Here is a 15,431-nt window from a genome sequence, read left to right on the forward strand (position 1 = left end):
CGGGGCCTACCCCCCGGACACCGCGGTGACGATGTCCACCCGGTCGTCCTCGGTGGCCTTCCGGTCCAGCTCGCTTCGGGAGAGCCGTTCGCCGTTGAGAGCGATGAGGTGCGTCGAGCGGATGCTTCCCTCGCGGTCCAGGAGCACCTCGGCGAGGTTGGGGTAGCGCTCGGTGAGAGCTGTCAGGCCATCGCGCACCGTGGCGCCGCCGACCTCGATGTCGTTCTCGTAGTTGGTGAATCGGAGCAGAACGCCTCTGACCTTGACGATCATCGCCTGGACCTTTCTCTGCCTGGGTGGTGGTTGATTCGTGTCACGTTGGCGACAGACCGGCCCACGTGACAGCAGCCGGAGAAACCCAAGCTCCCCGTTGATGCAGGAACCTATACCCCTACCCCCTACGGGAAGCAAGCGCTGTAGGTGTCGTGCATGTGAATGCGGCGTGTGCGTCTCTGATCACCAGTTCGACCGCGCTTCCCTCCCGTTCATCTTCAAGCGGCGCGGTCTGAGGGGATTTCGTATACGGAGCCCGGCTCCCCTTACCTTGATATGCCAGCTCAGGCGCCGAAAACGGCAATGCGTGCCAGGGGCGAGGTGTGCTCCGCGGATGCCGGCGTCCATCCGGGCGGGGGCAGTTACCGGTCCATACACCATTTCTCCACAGCGAGTTCCGCCGCCGTGCCGCGCTCAACTGTCCCCATTGACACGGGCTACCCCCATGGGGTTTCCTCAACGGCGTTCGATGCGGTGGCCACACCAACCGCAACAGTGCACAGCGAGGGCCCTGACTGATTGCCAAGTGGAGCAACCGGGGCCATCCACACCGGTGAAGCGCGACCGCGCAGGAAGCCTTCGCCGTTCACCGACGCAGCGACGTCGGTAGGCACAACATGGGGGAATCGATCACGCATGAACCAGTCATGCCGAGAACTTGCAGAAACCGGCGCCTCAATCCACCGTGTGAACGCGACGATCGCTTCGCCGGTCGGTCCCCTGAGCAAGCAGTCGAGCTCGTAGCGGGAATTCCCAGACGATGAGCAGGCGCGGTCCGGCATTCCCCTAGTGGCTGGACGCGCCTAGCCGAATACCTTCGTTCCTCCTTTCACACTCCGGAGCTCGCGCAATCTCCGGCGTGCAGTCACCACGTCCGAAAACACGTTGACGACCCCTTCAGCGTTCTCCACACCCGCAATGGAGCAGAGGACTCATGGACTTGACCGGGAAGCTATTCGCGCACAATCGTTTCGCCGCCGTGGCGGCGGTACGACGGAATGCGACAGCAGTGGAACACGACGGCCATCGGATCAGCTACGCCGAACTCGACCAGCGTGCGAACCTGCTCGCTCACCGATTCCAGGATCTCGGGGTCAAACGCGGGTCCGTGGTCATGACCCACCTTGAGCGTTCGATCGACCTGATCGTGTCGCTCCTTGCGACTCTCAAAGCAGGGGCGACGTACCTGCCGGTGGAGCCCGGAGTTCCGGACGACCGGCTCGCCACATACGTCAAGGAGACCAGCTGTGCCGCCGTCGTCACCCGCCCCGAGTACGAAGACCGCTTCGCCGGCCTCTCGGTGCCGACTCTCAGCGCGGTCGCAGCCACCGTCGCCGGGTCGCCCACCGGCCCTCCCGGCATCACCGTTGATGCCTCGGACACCGCCTACATCGTCTACACCTCAGGCTCCTCCGGCACGCCGAAGGGCGTGCAGGTGAGCCACGCTTCGCTCGGCTACCTCTGCCAGAGCGTGAACGAGCGCTATGGCATCGGCCCGGATGATCGTGTCCTTCAGTTTGCCGCGCTCTCTTTCGACACCTCCATCGAACAGATCCTGGTCCCACTGGTCCACGGGGCGACGCTCGTCCTGCCCGAGTACAACTGGGCGCCGAGCGAGCTGGCCCACAGGCTCGCCTCGCTCGGCGTAACGGTCATGGACCTGACCCCGCCCTACTGGCGGTCGTTCCTTGCCGAACTGGCGCAAAGCCCGACCGAGTTGCCGGTCCGGCTCACGATCGTCGGTGGCAGCGCGGTGCATGCCGCCGACTGCGACGCCGCGCTGCGCCTCATGCCGAACTCCCGGCTCGTCAACGCCTACGGGTTGACCGAAACGACGATCACGTCGTGCACCATGGAGATCACCCCGGAGTCGCTTCCTCCCCAGGGACCGGCCCCGATCGGACGACCACTGCCGCAGACCGCCGTTCACGTGCTGGACCAGGACATGAAGCCGGTCCCGCCCCAGCAGCGCGGAGAGATATACATCGGCGGGCCCGGCGTCGCCCAGGGCTACCTCGCCGAGCAGTCCCCGGCCAAGGCCCGTTTCCTCGTCCTGCCCGGATCAGCGGACGAAACCACGCGCGTGTACCGCACCGGCGACCTCGGTCGCTGGACGGCGGAGGGCAACCTCGAGGTCGTCGGACGGGCCGACCGGCAGATCAAGATCCACGGATTCCGCGTGGAGCCGGCCGAGATCGAGGCAACCCTGTCGGCGCACCATCTGATCGACGACGTCGCGGTGACGGCCTTCAGTGCCAAGGGTGAGTTGCAGGTTGCCGCCTACTTCACCGCGAGCGGCACTCCGCACCGGCTCGAGCCGGCCGAGCTGCGCGCCTTCGCTGCCGGCCGACTGCCCACGTTCATGATCCCGGCGAAGTTCATCCAGCTGGACACGATGCCGATGACGAGGCACGGCAAAATCGACCTCGCCGCGCTGCCCGACCTGTCGCAGGAACTCACCGTCGCGCCCAGGGCCGACATCGATGTTCCGGCCGCCAGCATGGTCGAGCGCGCCGTCGCGGGCCTGTGGCGCCAGGTGCTCGACGTGGACTCGGTCGCGCCTGACGACAACTTCTTCAACCTCGGCGGGAATTCGATTCTGGCGGCCGAACTGCTCGCCAAGGTACGGGCGTCACTCGGCGTCCTGATCACACAGGTCCGCCCTCTCATCCGGCTCCTCCTCGACGACGCGACCCTGCGCAGCTTCGCGTCAGCAGTGGAGTCGGCCCGGGCCGGCACGCTCGACACCGACAGCGCGTCGCACGTCGACCTCGAGGCCGACACGGCTGTCGGGGTGCCGATCCAGCGGCAGCCGGCGGATTCCCCCTCATGGGCGGACCCGTCCCACGTATTCCTCACCGGCGCGACGGGGTTCCTCGGGATCTATCTGCTGCGTGAACTCCTGGCGACCACCAGCGCCACCGTGCACTGCCTGGTACGCGCCGCGGATGCCGACCAGGCGAGGGAACGCATCAAGGACAACGCGCTGCACTACATGAAGGACGGTCTGGAGCCCTACTGGGCCGAGGGGCGGATATCGGCTGTTCCTGGCGACCTGGGCGAGCCTCAGTTCGGCCTGCCGGACGAGGAATTCGACCACTTCGCCCAGGTCATCGACGTCATCCATCACCCTGGCGGGCTGGTCAACTTCATCTACCCGTACTCCCATATGCGCGCGACGAACGTCGAGGGCACCCGCGAGATCATCCGGATGGCCGGCCGCTACCGGAACATCCCCGTCCACTACGTCTCCACCATGGCGGTGGTCTCCGGTTTCGGGACCGCCGGAGTCCGGCACGTCACCGAAGAGACGCCACTCGCCCACGCCGACCATCTTTCCGTCGGCTATGTGGAAAGCAAATGGGTCGCCGAAGCGCTTCTTCAGAACGCCGCCGAAGAAGGCCTGCCGGTCGCCATCTACCGCGCCGCCGACATTTCTGGCGACCAGACGACCGGTGCCTGGAACACCGCAACTGAGATGTGTGCGATGAAGCGGTTCGTCGTCGACACCGGGACCTCGCCGATCGCCGAACTCCCCCTGGACTACACGCCAGTGGACTGCTATGCGGCAGCGCTGCTGCACATCGCCTCGAGTCGGCTGCCCGCCGGGGAGGTCTACCACCTGACCAATCCCGGCAAAGTGAATATCTCGCTCCTTGCCGAGAGGCTTCGCGCCCACGGCCACACGATCCGCGAAGTCCCCTGGGAACAGTGGCTGGAACGCATCGTCACGACTGCCGTGGAACAGCCGGACCACCCCATGACACCCTTTGCACCGCTCTTCATCGACCGGTGCTCCAGCGGCACCATGAGCGTCGCCGAGATGTACCTCGAAACAACGTTTCCCACCTTCTCGCAAGAAAACGTGAAGGCCGCATTGCGCGGCAGTGGAATCGATATTCCGCCCGTGGACAGCGCGATGCTCGACCGCTACATCGAATACCTGACCTCCATCGATTTCCTGTGAGGTGAACATGATCCGGACACAGGCTCGGACCGAGTCGATGTGGGATTCGGTGGATGTCGGCGCGGGACCCGCTGAACAGCCCATCGCCTTCGGCGGAGACCTCGCGCCCCAGAACCTTCTTGCCGCCTATCGGCGGGGCCTGTACCCCTTTCCGGTGGACACGGCCGAAGCGGCAATCGTCAATGAGCTCACCTACGAGGCCGAGGTCGAAGCCGGGCGTGTGAAAATCGTGCCCGGCTGCGCGGACCCCTTCTCGATCTCATGGTGGTCCCCGGACCCGCGGCCCGTGATTCTTGTGGACCAGGCCCGGATCCAGCGCAGCCTGCGCCAGCAACTGCGCAACAGGACGGACTGGACCACGACGGCAGACGTCTGCTTCGAAGAGGTGGTCCGTCAGTGCCGGGTCGGCCGCGTACAGCGCTGGTTGACCGACGAGCTGCTGCGGGGCCTGTGCCTCCTGCACAGGCAAGGCCACGCCCACAGCGTCGAGGTCTGGGACGGCGACGAGCTGATCGGCGGGACCTTCGGCATCAGGGTCGGGGCGGTGTTCAGCGCCGACTCCCAGTTCACGCTGCGCAGCGGGGCGGGCAAGACGGCGGTGGCCGACCTGACGCGCCGCTTCGCCGAGGCGGGCGGGCTCGCGATCGACGTCCAGCGCGACGGTGACCATGCCCGGCTCGTCGGCGCCCGCCCCCTGCCCAGGTCCCGGTATCTCGATCTGCTGGCCACCCTCGATGAGAACCGGCCGCTCGCCACGCGGAAATTGCCCGCCGGCCGCCTTGCCGAGTGATTTCACCCCACCCGTGCCTGCCTCTGGGAGACATGCTGTGCCCATCACCAGTACGGATCTGCATGTGGTCAGCCTCGCGGAGAGGCCTGACCTGGAAGAGGCCATGATCTCGATGGAGTCGTCGTGGCCGGCCTACATCCGCCCCGATGGCCTGCTCGTCGAGTGGGCCTTCGACCGGCATGCGGAGCACCAGCTCGTCGTGGTCGATGAGCGGGAGCAGGTCATCGCCCGCGCCGCCGGGGTGGCTCTCGCCTGGGACGGCGACCCCGGTCACCTGCCCGACACCGGGTGGGACGAGGCACTTCGGCAGTGCCTGTCCGACACGTACGCCGACCGGGAATTCACCACGCTGTGCGCGCTGGAGGTCGCCGTCCTCCGCGGCCACCAGTCGCGGAACCTGTCCGCGAGTGTTCTGCGGGCCGTCACCGACCACGCGCGCGGGAAAGGGTTCCGCGATGTCGTGAGCCCCGTCCGTCCCAGCCGCAAGCACGAACACCCCGAACTGCCGATGGACGAGTACCTCACATCTCTCCGGCCCGATGGCCTGCCTGCGGACCCCTGGCTGCGCGTCCACGTCAGGGCGGGCGGCGAGGTGCTGAAGGTATGTCCGGCGTCCATGACCATCTCCGGAAGCCTCGCCCAGTGGCGCGAGTGGACCGGCCTGCCTCTGGACACCAGCGGTCCGGTGGAAGTGCCCGGAGCGCTGACGCCATTGACCGTGAGTCTCGAGCACAACTACGCGGTGTACGTCGAACCCAACGTTTGGGTCAGGCACCGGCTCACCGGCTCGAGTCTTTGACACCCCTCTTCGACGCATCACGAGTGGTACCGACGACAAGGAGTACGACCGATGAGCAGCACAACTCCTCACAGCGCGCCCTCGACCGACAAGTTGAACCTGCGCGCGGCTCTGATCGAGCGGATCGGCGGTTACATGATCGCGCACTCGATCGGAGTCGCCGCGGAACTCGGCCTCGCCGACCTCATCGGTTCGGGGTCCCGTCACTGCGGCGAACTTGCCGCCGAGACGGAGACCCACGAGCCGTCACTGCGGCGGCTGCTGCGGCTGCTGGTCGCCGGCGGGATCGCGGCGGAGCCGGAGCCGGGATGTTTCGCGCTCACTGACCTCGGCTCCCAGCTGCGGGCCGATTCCCCGGACTCGCTGAAGAACTTCGCCCGGATGTTCTGCGACCCTCTCTTCTTCACCTCGTGGCAGGGCCTGCATCACACCATTTCCCGTGGCGAGCGCGCTTTCGACCACACGTACGGGACCGGGGTCTATGACTACTTGGCCCAGCACCCCGAGACGAGCATGCTGTTCAACGAGGCGATGAGCGAGGAGTCCAGGCACTCGGCCGAGCAGATCGCCTCGGGGTACGACTTTCCGGAAGCCGGGACGGTGGTGGACCTCGGTGGCGGCGACGGCACCCTCCTCACCGCGATCCTGCGCGACCGTCCCGGGCTGCGGGGCATCGTCTTCGACAGCGCCAGCGGTGTGGCGGAGGCGCCCGCGACGCTGAGCAAGGCCGGCCTCACGGACCGGTGCGAGGCCCTGGCCGGCGACTTCTTCCAGTCCGTCCCGGGCGACGGCGACATCTACATCATCAAGAGCGTGTTCCAGGACTGGGGCGACGAGGAGTCCCGCGCCATCCTGCGGACCTGTCGCGCCCATATGCCCCAGTCCGCCACGCTGCTGATCGTCGGCACCGTGCTTCCCGAGACCGCCGACACCAGCGCACCGGTCATGTTCCTCACCGACGTCAACATGATGGTGACGACCGGGGGCCGCGAGCGGACCGAGAGCGAGTTCCGCGCGATGCTCGAGGAGACCGGCTTCACGGTGCGGTCGGTCGGCGACGGGGACGCCGGACCCTTGTCGATCATTCGGGCCGTCCCCACGTCCGTCGCATGACGACGGAACCTGTGGCGGACCGCCAGGTGGATCAGCCGGAGTCCTCGCGTCCGAGGCAGCCAGGGTTCGCCGGCGAGTTGTTCCTGGGCAGGGTGAGGACTGATCTTCTCGCCCTGCCCGGGGGCGACCCGCGCCGTCTGGACCCCGTGGAGGAGCGGTTCCTGTCCCGGCTCCGTGCCTTCTGCGAGAAGGACGTGGACAGTGCGGAGATCGAGAGCACGGACCGGATCCCCGACCACATCATCGAAAAGCTCAAGGATCTCGGGGCGCTGAGCATCAAGATTCCCCGGCAGTACGGTGGGCAGGGGCTGTCCTCCCGTTGTTATCACCGTGCTCTGATGCTCACCAGCACGACACACCCGGCACTGAGCGAGCTGCTCGCGGCTCACCAGGCCATCGGTCTTGCCCAGCCCCTCATCCTGTTCGGGACCGATGCGCAAAGGCGGGAGTTCCTCCCCCGGTGCGTCAGGGAGATCTCGGCGTTCGCTCTCACCGAGGCCGACATCGGCAACGACCCGTTCCGCATGCACACCACCGCCGTCTACGACCCGGCCTCGGACAGCTACCTCCTGGACGGCGTGAAGACATGGGTCACCAACGGGGTCATCGCCGACCTCTTGGTCATCGTGGCTGTCGTCGCCCCTTCGGACCGGGATGCCGGGGGGATGACCACGTTCATCGTCGAGGCCGACTCGCCGGGGGTGACGGTCGAGCACCGGAACTCCTTCCTCGGCCTGCGGGGGCTGGAGAACGGCTGCATCCGCCTGCACCGCGTCGCCGTCCCCGCGGGCAACCGGATCGGCGAGGTCGGCGCGGGCTTGGAGGTCGCTCTCGCCGCTCAGGACACCGGCCGTCTCTCACTGCCGGCCGTGTCCGCGGCCGCGGCGAAGTGGAGCCTGTCGGTGGCACGCCGGTGGAGCACGGCCCGCGTCCAGTGGGACCGGCCCATCGGCGAGCTGGACGCGGTGGCCGGCAAGCTGGCGTTCATCGCCGCCACCGCGTTCGCCCTCGAGGCGATGGTCGAGGTCACCGGCCGCCTGGCGGAGCAGGGTGACAGCGACACCCGGCTTGACGCGGAACTCGCCAAGCTGTTCGCCACGGAGAAGGTCTGCATGGTCGCGGACGAGCTCGTCCAGATACGGGGCGGCCGAGGGTACGAGAGGGCCGATTCGGCGATCGCACGTGGCGAGAAGGGAATCCCGGTCGAGCAGTTGCTGCGTGATGTCCGGGTGGGCCGCATCTTCGACGGATCCAGCGAGGCGCTCCGTGATTTCCTGGCCCAGGACCTCCTCGCGTTGCACCGCGCGTCAGACACCCGTACAGCCGAGCCTTCCGGCAGCCAACGCCCCTCTGCCGACTCCGTGGACGGCGCTTTGAGCACGCACCTCGCGTTCGTCGAGCGGATCTCCGGACGCCTGGCGCATCAGCTGGCTCTCGTTGCGGACGAGCCGCACACCGAACGTGAGCGTCAGAGGTTCCTCGGCCGGGTCGTCGACATCGGCGCCGAGCTGTACGCGATGAGCACAAGTTGCGTCTACGCGACCGCGCTCGACGGTGCCGGTGACACCACGACCGCGCTTGCCGATGCTTTCTGCCACCAGGCCCGGCTGCGCATCGAGGAACTTCTCGACCGGCTCGACGACAACACCGACGACAAAGACCGCGACGTGGCCGGGCGTGTGATGCGCGGTCACTGCGCCTGGCTCGAGGAGGGAGTGGTCGACCCTTCCACCGACGGGTCGTGGATCGCCGAGACGAGGCACGGACCCGCGAAAGGACCGAACCTGCGGCGAGCCGTCCCGCCGACGTCCCGTACCCGGGAGGCCGCCCGCGCACCAGAAGGGGAAGCCCTGTGAACACCACCACTGATGTCCTCCACTCGGCACGGGAGCAGACAGCGCCGCACAGGGGGCCCAACCGGTTCGTCGATCTGCTGGAGGGCGGCCATGTCCCCAAGGAGCGGCTCGGCCGGCTTGCCGGGGAGCTGTATTACCTCGTGGCCAGCGACCGGCGCAGCTTCGCTTTGCTGGCTTCCCGCTTTCCCTCTCCTCCCGCCGGGGATCTGTACCTGACCCTGGCGCAGAGCGGAGGACAGGCGCTGGAGCTCCTCATGGATTTCGCGGCCGCGCTCGGGATGGGCGCCGAGGAGCTGCGTGGCCACGAACCGTGGCCGCTGGCGCAGGCGTATCCGGCGTTCCTGTCGCAGTCCGCGCTGTGCGGTGCCTCCAGCGACGTCGCGCTGGCGCTGCTGGTGAATGCGCAGGAGTCCGGCGAGACCTACACGCGTGTGGCCGACGCGCTGGTCGCCCGGTACGGGTTCGCGGAGGAGGCGCTCGGTCACTTCCGGTACTTCGCGGATACGCCGCAGCCCGTTCTGGACCAGGCGGCGGTCACGCTCGAGACGGGACTGGCCGGCGGGGACGATCCGGCTGCCGCCGTTCGGTGCGCCCGGATGGTGTGCGCCTTGGAGGGCGAGTTCTGGAACTGCCTCGCCCAGGGGCTGGAACTCGGCTGAGTTCAGGGGCGCGTGGCAGAGGGGGCGGTTCGCTTGACAGGTATACCCCCCATCCGTATGTTCGCTACGCCTACCCCGTAGGGGTATAACCCCCAATGGATCGACGCCTCGAGCGCCGGCGTGTCGCCGGCGTCAATGAGGAGAGGAGTGCCGATGTCCTCGGCCGGAAACCCCCCGCAACGCGCCGGGAGTAAGGAGTGGGCGGCGCTGGGCCTGTTGGTCCTGCCCGCTCTGCTCCTGTTCATGATGCTGACCATCTTGTTCCTGGCCAGCCCGTATCTCGCCGCCGACTTGAAACCCAGCAGCACCGAGACGCTGTGGATCCTGGACATCTACGGCTTCCTCATGGCAAGCCTGCTCGTCCTGATGGGGACCGTGGCCGACCGCTTCGGGCACAGGAACCTCCTGGTGATCGGAGCCGCCCTCTTCGGCATCTTCTCCGCGCTGGCCGCGATGGCGGACTCGCCGGTGATGATGATCGTCTGGCGTGCGGTGCTCGGCATCGCGGCGGCCATGCAGATGCCGGCAACGCTCGGCCTGATCTTCTCGATGTTCCATGACCCCAAGCAGCGCGGTGTTGCGATCGGCACCTGGGCGGCCGCGATCTCCGCCGGTGTCGCGCTGGGCCCCCTGCTGTCCGGACTGCTTCTGGAGGCTTTCTCCTGGCGGGCGACGTTCCTGGTCGCGGTTCCGGTGATGGCCGTCGTGGTGATCGGTGGGCCGTTGCTGCTGCCGCGTCACCAGGGCGCCCAGGGCAGCAAGCTCGACCTGTTCAGCGCGGTGCTGTTGCTGGCGACCCTGCTGCCGTTCATCTACGGGATCAAGTCGTTCGCCACCAGTGACTCGCCGATGCTCTCGACCGCGGGCGTCGTGATCGGACTGACCCTGGGAGTCTGGTTCATCCTTCGTCAACTCCGTTCCCCGGCACCCCTGCTGGACGTGCGCCTGTTCACCAACCGGACCGTCGGCGGGGCGCTCGGCGTGTTCATCCTGGCGGCCACCGGCCTCGGCGGCGTGTACCTGATGTTCACGCAGTTCCTTCAGCAGGTGAAGGACCTGTCGCCCCTCAAGACCGGGTTCGCGATCCTTCCCGCGGCCCTCGTGCTGATCGCCGTCGCCACCCTGTCGCCGGTCATCGCCCGAAGGGTGCGCCCGGGTTACGTCATCGCCACCGGCCTGGCCGTGCAGGTGATCGGCTATCTGCTGTTCACCCAGGTCGACAGCGCGACCGGTCTGCCGATGCTCATCGCGGGCTTCGTCGTTCTCTACCCGGCGGTGTCCCCGTCCATGGCCCTCACCACCGACCTGGTGGTCAGCTCGGTCCCGCCGGAGAAGGCAGGCGCCGCCGGCGGACTCGCCTCCACCGTCAACGACCTGGGCATCTCCCTGGGCGTCGCCATCGTCGGCAGCATCGGCACTGCCGCCTACAGCAGCGGGCTCGCCGACAAGCTGCCCGAGGGCCTGCCCGCCAAGGACAAGGCGGCTGCGGAGGAGAACCTCTCCGGCGCCGTCGCCGCCGCGCAGAACCTGCCCGACCACCTCGCCGAACCACTGCTGCGCGTGACGAAGGACGCCTTTGCCAGCGGGCTCAGCATCGGGTCGGCCACCGCGGCCGTGATCGCCGCGGCCGGAGCGATCATCGCCGCCCTCACACTCCGCCATGTGCCCCCGACCGGTGCTGCCGCGCCGGGGTCGCACGGTGGTGAGGCGGACCCGGCCGAGTCGGCCGCGTCCGCCGGAGGCGGCTCGAAGTAAGGACGTACGACAACAGATCAGTGGGCCGGAGGCGGCGGCTGGGACAGCCATGCAGCTGCACAGCCGCCGCCTTCACAACTCGTGGGAGGCACATGATGATCGACTTCAGCGCGGACACCGTCGAGACGATCGAGAGCGTCGGTGGAAAGTGCATGTACGAACAGGTGACGCGCCTGCGGGAATCGGGTCCCGCTGTTCCCGTGCAGCTGCCCGAGGGCGTCGGGGCCTGGTCGGTGTCACGGGGTGATGTCGTCAGGCGCCTGCTGACACACCCAGGCGTGTCCCGGAACCTGAAGGAGACCGTCCCCAGCTATGTGCCCGGGTCCGTTCCCTGGCTCTCGCCATGGGTCGACGTGGAGTCCATGGCCACCACCGACGGCAGCGCACACGCGCGGCTGCGGAAGCTGATCACGCCGGCGTTCACCCCGCGCCGCGTGGAGAAGCTCCGTCCCCAGGTCGAGGCGATCGTCGCCGAACTCCTCCACGACCTCAAGCAGCGGTCCGGTGACGAAACCGTGGACCTGCACAAGGAATTCTCCTACCGGGTTCCCACCCGGGTGATATGCGACCTCTTCGGTGTGCCCGAGGACCAGCGGCCCGAAGTACTCCGCGCCTTCCGCATCGTCGCCATGACCGATGTGTCCGAGGAGGAGTCCGTCGCCGTCTACGAGGACCTCGAAGCGGCGATGCGCCTTCTGATCGAGACCAAACAACGCATGCCGGGCGACGACCTGACCAGTTTCCTGATCGCGGCACGTGAGACCGGCGAAGCGCCCTTGAGCAGCCACGAGCTGATCTCCACGCTGCTGCTGATGATCGGCGGGGGAAGTCAGACCACCATCAACCTCATCGACCACACGGTCCGCGAGCTCCTCGCGCGGCCTGCCCAACTCGACCTTCTGCGGGCCGACCCCGGACGGTGGGACGACGCGATCGAGGAATCCCTGCGCGTCCACTGTCCGGTCATGCATCTGCCGATGCGCTGGGCGACGGAGGACATCGACCTCGGTGAAGGGGTGGTGATCCGCGCCGGCGACGCGATCCTGATCTGCTACGGGGCCCACGGCCGAGACCCGGGTGTGCACGAGGATCCCGGGACTTTCGACGTCAACCGCGAGAACAAGGACCATCTCGCCTTCGGGCTCGGCGCCCACTTCTGCCCCGGCTCGCACCTCGCGCGGCTCGAGGCCAGGGTGGCCCTGCCCGCACTGTTCGACCACTTCCCGAACCTCACCCTGGCCGTCGCACCCGAGCACGTCCAGCCCGGGCAGACCTTCATCGGCAACGACATCGTCGCGCTGCCCGTCCACCTGCGGCACACGTAGCGGCGCCCACTTCCGTCACCGCACGTCACGACAGAGAAAGGTCCGCATGTGACCGTCGACAGTCTGGCCGTCAGGACGAAGCAACTGCTGGACACCGCCCGGTATCTGAACCTGGCCTCCGTCGGTGAGGGTGGCGACCCCTGGGTCACCACCCTGGAGTACGTCTGGTTCGCCGACCCCCTGCGTTTCGTCTTCGGGTCGGCCACCAGTTCCCGGCACAGCCGTCATATCCGTGCCCGGCCGCAGGTGAGTGGCTCCCTGTTCACCACCGACAGTGCCGGTGCAGGCGCGGCAATCTCCTCGGTCGACGGCGCCCAGTTCACCGGCCGCTGCACCGAGATCTCCCCCGACCGGCTCGACGAGTACTACGCGCGTTTTTACGAGACCGTGTTCCCGGACCCGCGGCAGCGTGCCGAGTGGCAGCTTCCGGCGGCGCTGCTGCAGTCGCCGGCTCCGCACCGCCTCTACCTGGTCGAGGTCGAGCGCTGGTGGCTCGTCGACACCCGGACATGGGCCGAAGACCGCATCGACCGCCGTATCGAGATGCCGCTCGACGCGCAGACGCCGGCTCAGCCGTCCCTCTGCTCGCACGCCCGGACGACCTCCTGACCCTTCTGCCCGAACCCGAGAACCGCAGGGGAACATCCATGACAAGTACAGGCTTGAGCGGTGTGCGTGCAACCAGGACGTTCGCACACGCTCTGCACGAGCAGGCAATACGGTCACCTGATGTGGTCGGTTTCCGGTTCGTCGCCGATGACGAGTCGGTCGAAGAAGTCACCTATGCCGAACTCGATACGCGCGCGCGGACAGTGGCGGCCGGACTCCTCGAGAACGCCGAAGGCCGGGATGATCCGGCGCTCCTGCTGTTCGCGCCCGGCCTGGACTATCTGACCGGCCTGTTCGGGTGCTTCTACGCGGGTGTTCCCGCGGTCCCGGCCTTCCCGCCGGATCCGACGCGTCTTTCACGCACGCTGCCGCGGCTCGCGGCAATCATCGAGGACACCGGCTCCGCCGTCGTTCTCACCACGACGGACATCAAGCCGTTCATCGAGCAGTGGCTCGAGACCACGTTGGGGCGCGCACCCCGGGTGTTGGCGACGGATGAGCTCGACAGCGGGGGCACGGGGATCGAGCCGACAGCTCCCCGGGGACTGCCGGCGCTGCTCCAGTACACCTCGGGTTCGACATCGCTGCCGCGTGGCGTTGTGCTGACTCACGCCCAGCTGATGGACAACTGCCGTGACATCGGTCGTGGTTTCGGTATCCACGCGGACAGTTCGGGCGCCCTGTGGCTGCCTCCGTATCACGACATGGGGCTGATCGGCGGCATCCTCACCCCGCTGTTCTTCGGTATCCCCGCCACCCTGACCTCACCGGTGACGTTCCTTCGCCGACCGCTGTCCTGGCTGCGCATGGTCTCGCGGCAACGAGCGACGATCACCGGCGGACCGAACTTCGCGTACGAGCTGTGTCTGCGGCGTGCGACGGACGAGGATGTCGAAGGGCTGGACCTGTCCAGCATCGAGGTCACCTTCACCGGAGCCGAGCCGGTGAGGGCACGGACCATGGCGCGCTTCGCCGAGCGATTCGGTGCGTGTGGTTTCCGAGCAGAGTCGTTCTATCCGTGCTACGGGCTCGCCGAGGCGACACTGTTCGTGACCGGCGGTGCGCCGTTGGGCGGCTGGCGCTCGGTGCAGGTCGCGAGTGAGCCCCTCGACGTTGACGGACACGCCCGGCCGGCAGTTGCGTCCGAGCCGTCGAGGCAACTGGTGAGTTGCGGGCGGCCTGGTCCCGACACTCGGCTGCTGATCGTCGATCCCGACTCCCGTGAGCCTTTGGACAGCGGCAAGGTGGGTGAGATCTGGGTCGCCTCGCCCAGTGTCGCGGAGGGCTACTGGCGCAGGCCCACCGAGTCCGGTGCGACGTTCGGGGAGAAGACCGCGGCCGGGGAAGGCCCGTTCCTGCGCACCGGCGACCTCGGCTTCTTGCGGGACGGCGAACTGTTCGTGACGGGCCGCATGAAGGACCTGATCGTGATCAACGGCCGGAACTACCATCCTGCCGACATCGAGCTGGTCTGTGAGAACTCGGTTCCGGGAATCCGCCGCAACTGCGGTGCAGCGTTCTCGATCGAAGACGCCGAGAAATCGACAGAACGTCTCGTTTTGGTCTACGAGGTGGATCCCGGCAGCGACAGACCTCATCAGGACATCATCGATGACATCCGCCGGACGGTTTCGATGGGGTGCAGCGTTCCCCCGTATGCGGTGGTGCTGATTCCGCCCCGGGCGATCCACAAGACCTCGAGCGGGAAGGTGCAGCGCTGGATGGCGCGCCGTTGTTACCTGGCCGGTGAGTTCGAGGAGCTCGCCCGATGGGAAGCGGCCTCGTAAGGGACGTGCCTTCGGGTCCCTGTAACTTACCTACGACAGATTTGTATTGTTCCGGCGACACGCTCCCATACGACCGGAGGGTATCTTTTAGGGGGAGGTCGCGCTGCGCTGTGGCACCGGCCGGGAAGGAAGGACCAGGAGCCATGGCTGGCCAGAATCAGAAGACGCACAAGGACGAGGTGATGATGCGGCTTCGCCGTATCGAGGGCCAAGTCCGTGGCTTGCAGCGGCTGGTGGAGACGGACACTTACTGCATCGACATTCTCACGCAGGTGTCGGCGACGACGCGCGCCCTGCAGTCGTTCGCTCTCCAGATGTTGGACGAGCACATGGCCACCTGTGTGAGCAGTGCCGTCGCCGAGGGCGGCGACGAGAGGGACAAGAAGCTGAAGGAGGCGTCCGACGCCATCGCGCGGTTGGTGCGGAGCTAGTCCCTGTACAACCCCCTTGCGTGGAGCCCCGGGCGGATCTGCCTGGGGCTCCACGCTGGCGTCCGGG

The 15,431-nt window shown here is 67.3% G+C and carries 12 protein-coding genes; 11 read left to right on the forward strand and 1 reads right to left on the reverse strand.

Annotated features, from left to right (window positions below):
• Nucleotides 1–6 precede the first annotated feature (6 nt).
• Nucleotides 7–273 carry a MoaD/ThiS family protein gene (locus HYQ63_RS41665; protein ID WP_179939228.1) on the reverse strand — a complete coding sequence of 89 codons (267 nt, stop codon included), beginning with the start codon at nucleotides 271–273 and terminating at the stop codon, nucleotides 7–9.
• Between the two features lie 934 nt (nucleotides 274–1,207).
• On the opposite strand from HYQ63_RS41665, the gene HYQ63_RS41670 reads away from it, so the two are divergent.
• From HYQ63_RS41670 to HYQ63_RS41720, 11 genes are all read left to right on the forward strand, one after another.
• A complete protein-coding gene (locus HYQ63_RS41670; RefSeq protein ID WP_179939229.1) occupies nucleotides 1,208–4,240 on the forward strand; it encodes an amino acid adenylation domain-containing protein in 3,033 nt (1,010 codons plus the stop codon).
• A gap of 7 nt (nucleotides 4,241–4,247) precedes the next feature.
• A complete protein-coding gene (locus HYQ63_RS41675; protein WP_179939230.1) occupies nucleotides 4,248–5,030 on the forward strand; it encodes a leucyl/phenylalanyl-tRNA--protein transferase in 783 nt (260 codons plus the stop codon).
• Nucleotides 5,031–5,133: 103 nt separating this feature from the next.
• A complete protein-coding gene (locus tag HYQ63_RS41680) occupies nucleotides 5,134–5,829 on the forward strand; it encodes an N-acetyltransferase (protein ID WP_179941082.1) in 696 nt (231 codons plus the stop codon).
• Nucleotides 5,830–5,880: 51 nt separating this feature from the next.
• The gene (locus tag HYQ63_RS41685; protein ID WP_179939231.1) at nucleotides 5,881–6,942 is read left to right on the forward strand and encodes a methyltransferase; all 1,062 of its coding nucleotides are present in this window, start codon (nucleotides 5,881–5,883) and stop codon (nucleotides 6,940–6,942) included.
• The gene (locus tag HYQ63_RS41690; RefSeq protein ID WP_179939232.1) at nucleotides 6,939–8,798 is read left to right on the forward strand and encodes an acyl-CoA dehydrogenase family protein; all 1,860 of its coding nucleotides are present in this window, start codon (nucleotides 6,939–6,941) and stop codon (nucleotides 8,796–8,798) included. The genes HYQ63_RS41685 and HYQ63_RS41690 overlap by 4 nt, the downstream gene beginning before the upstream one ends.
• Entirely contained in the window at nucleotides 8,795–9,457 is a 663-nt protein-coding gene (locus HYQ63_RS41695; RefSeq protein ID WP_179939233.1) for a hypothetical protein, read from the forward strand. The genes HYQ63_RS41690 and HYQ63_RS41695 overlap by 4 nt, the downstream gene beginning before the upstream one ends.
• Before the next feature lie 153 nt (nucleotides 9,458–9,610).
• Nucleotides 9,611–11,212 carry an MFS transporter gene (locus HYQ63_RS41700; RefSeq protein ID WP_179939234.1) on the forward strand — a complete coding sequence of 534 codons (1,602 nt, stop codon included), beginning with the start codon at nucleotides 9,611–9,613 and terminating at the stop codon, nucleotides 11,210–11,212.
• A gap of 278 nt (nucleotides 11,213–11,490) precedes the next feature.
• The gene (locus tag HYQ63_RS41705) at nucleotides 11,491–12,537 is read left to right on the forward strand and encodes a cytochrome P450 (protein WP_306664874.1); all 1,047 of its coding nucleotides are present in this window, start codon (nucleotides 11,491–11,493) and stop codon (nucleotides 12,535–12,537) included.
• A 48-nt stretch (nucleotides 12,538–12,585) separates the two neighbouring features.
• Nucleotides 12,586–13,146 (forward strand): pyridoxamine 5'-phosphate oxidase family protein, encoded by a 561-nt coding sequence (locus tag HYQ63_RS41710; RefSeq protein ID WP_179939236.1) that lies wholly within the window; start codon nucleotides 12,586–12,588, stop codon nucleotides 13,144–13,146.
• A 38-nt stretch (nucleotides 13,147–13,184) separates the two neighbouring features.
• The gene (locus HYQ63_RS41715; RefSeq protein ID WP_179939237.1) at nucleotides 13,185–14,933 is read left to right on the forward strand and encodes a fatty acyl-AMP ligase; all 1,749 of its coding nucleotides are present in this window, start codon (nucleotides 13,185–13,187) and stop codon (nucleotides 14,931–14,933) included.
• A gap of 143 nt (nucleotides 14,934–15,076) precedes the next feature.
• Entirely contained in the window at nucleotides 15,077–15,364 is a 288-nt protein-coding gene (locus HYQ63_RS41720) for a metal-sensitive transcriptional regulator (protein ID WP_179939238.1), read from the forward strand.
• Nucleotides 15,365–15,431 lie beyond the last annotated feature (67 nt).

Source organism: Streptomyces sp. Rer75 (genome assembly GCF_013414305.1).
GTDB lineage: Bacteria > Actinomycetota > Actinomycetes > Streptomycetales > Streptomycetaceae > Streptomyces > Streptomyces himastatinicus.

Coding starts and splice junctions, on each gene's coding strand:
- HYQ63_RS41665 (WP_179939228.1), bottom strand. CDS start 273: ATGATCGTCAAGGTCAGAGGCGTTCTGCTCCGATTCACCAACTACGAG.
- HYQ63_RS41670 (WP_179939229.1), top strand. CDS start 1,208: ATGGACTTGACCGGGAAGCTATTCGCGCACAATCGTTTCGCCGCCGTG.
- HYQ63_RS41675 (WP_179939230.1), top strand. CDS start 4,248: ATGATCCGGACACAGGCTCGGACCGAGTCGATGTGGGATTCGGTGGAT.
- HYQ63_RS41680 (WP_179941082.1), top strand. CDS start 5,134: ATGATCTCGATGGAGTCGTCGTGGCCGGCCTACATCCGCCCCGATGGC.
- HYQ63_RS41685 (WP_179939231.1), top strand. CDS start 5,881: ATGAGCAGCACAACTCCTCACAGCGCGCCCTCGACCGACAAGTTGAAC.
- HYQ63_RS41690 (WP_179939232.1), top strand. CDS start 6,939: ATGACGACGGAACCTGTGGCGGACCGCCAGGTGGATCAGCCGGAGTCC.
- HYQ63_RS41700 (WP_179939234.1), top strand. CDS start 9,611: ATGTCCTCGGCCGGAAACCCCCCGCAACGCGCCGGGAGTAAGGAGTGG.
- HYQ63_RS41715 (WP_179939237.1), top strand. CDS start 13,185: ATGACAAGTACAGGCTTGAGCGGTGTGCGTGCAACCAGGACGTTCGCA.
- HYQ63_RS41720 (WP_179939238.1), top strand. CDS start 15,077: ATGGCTGGCCAGAATCAGAAGACGCACAAGGACGAGGTGATGATGCGG.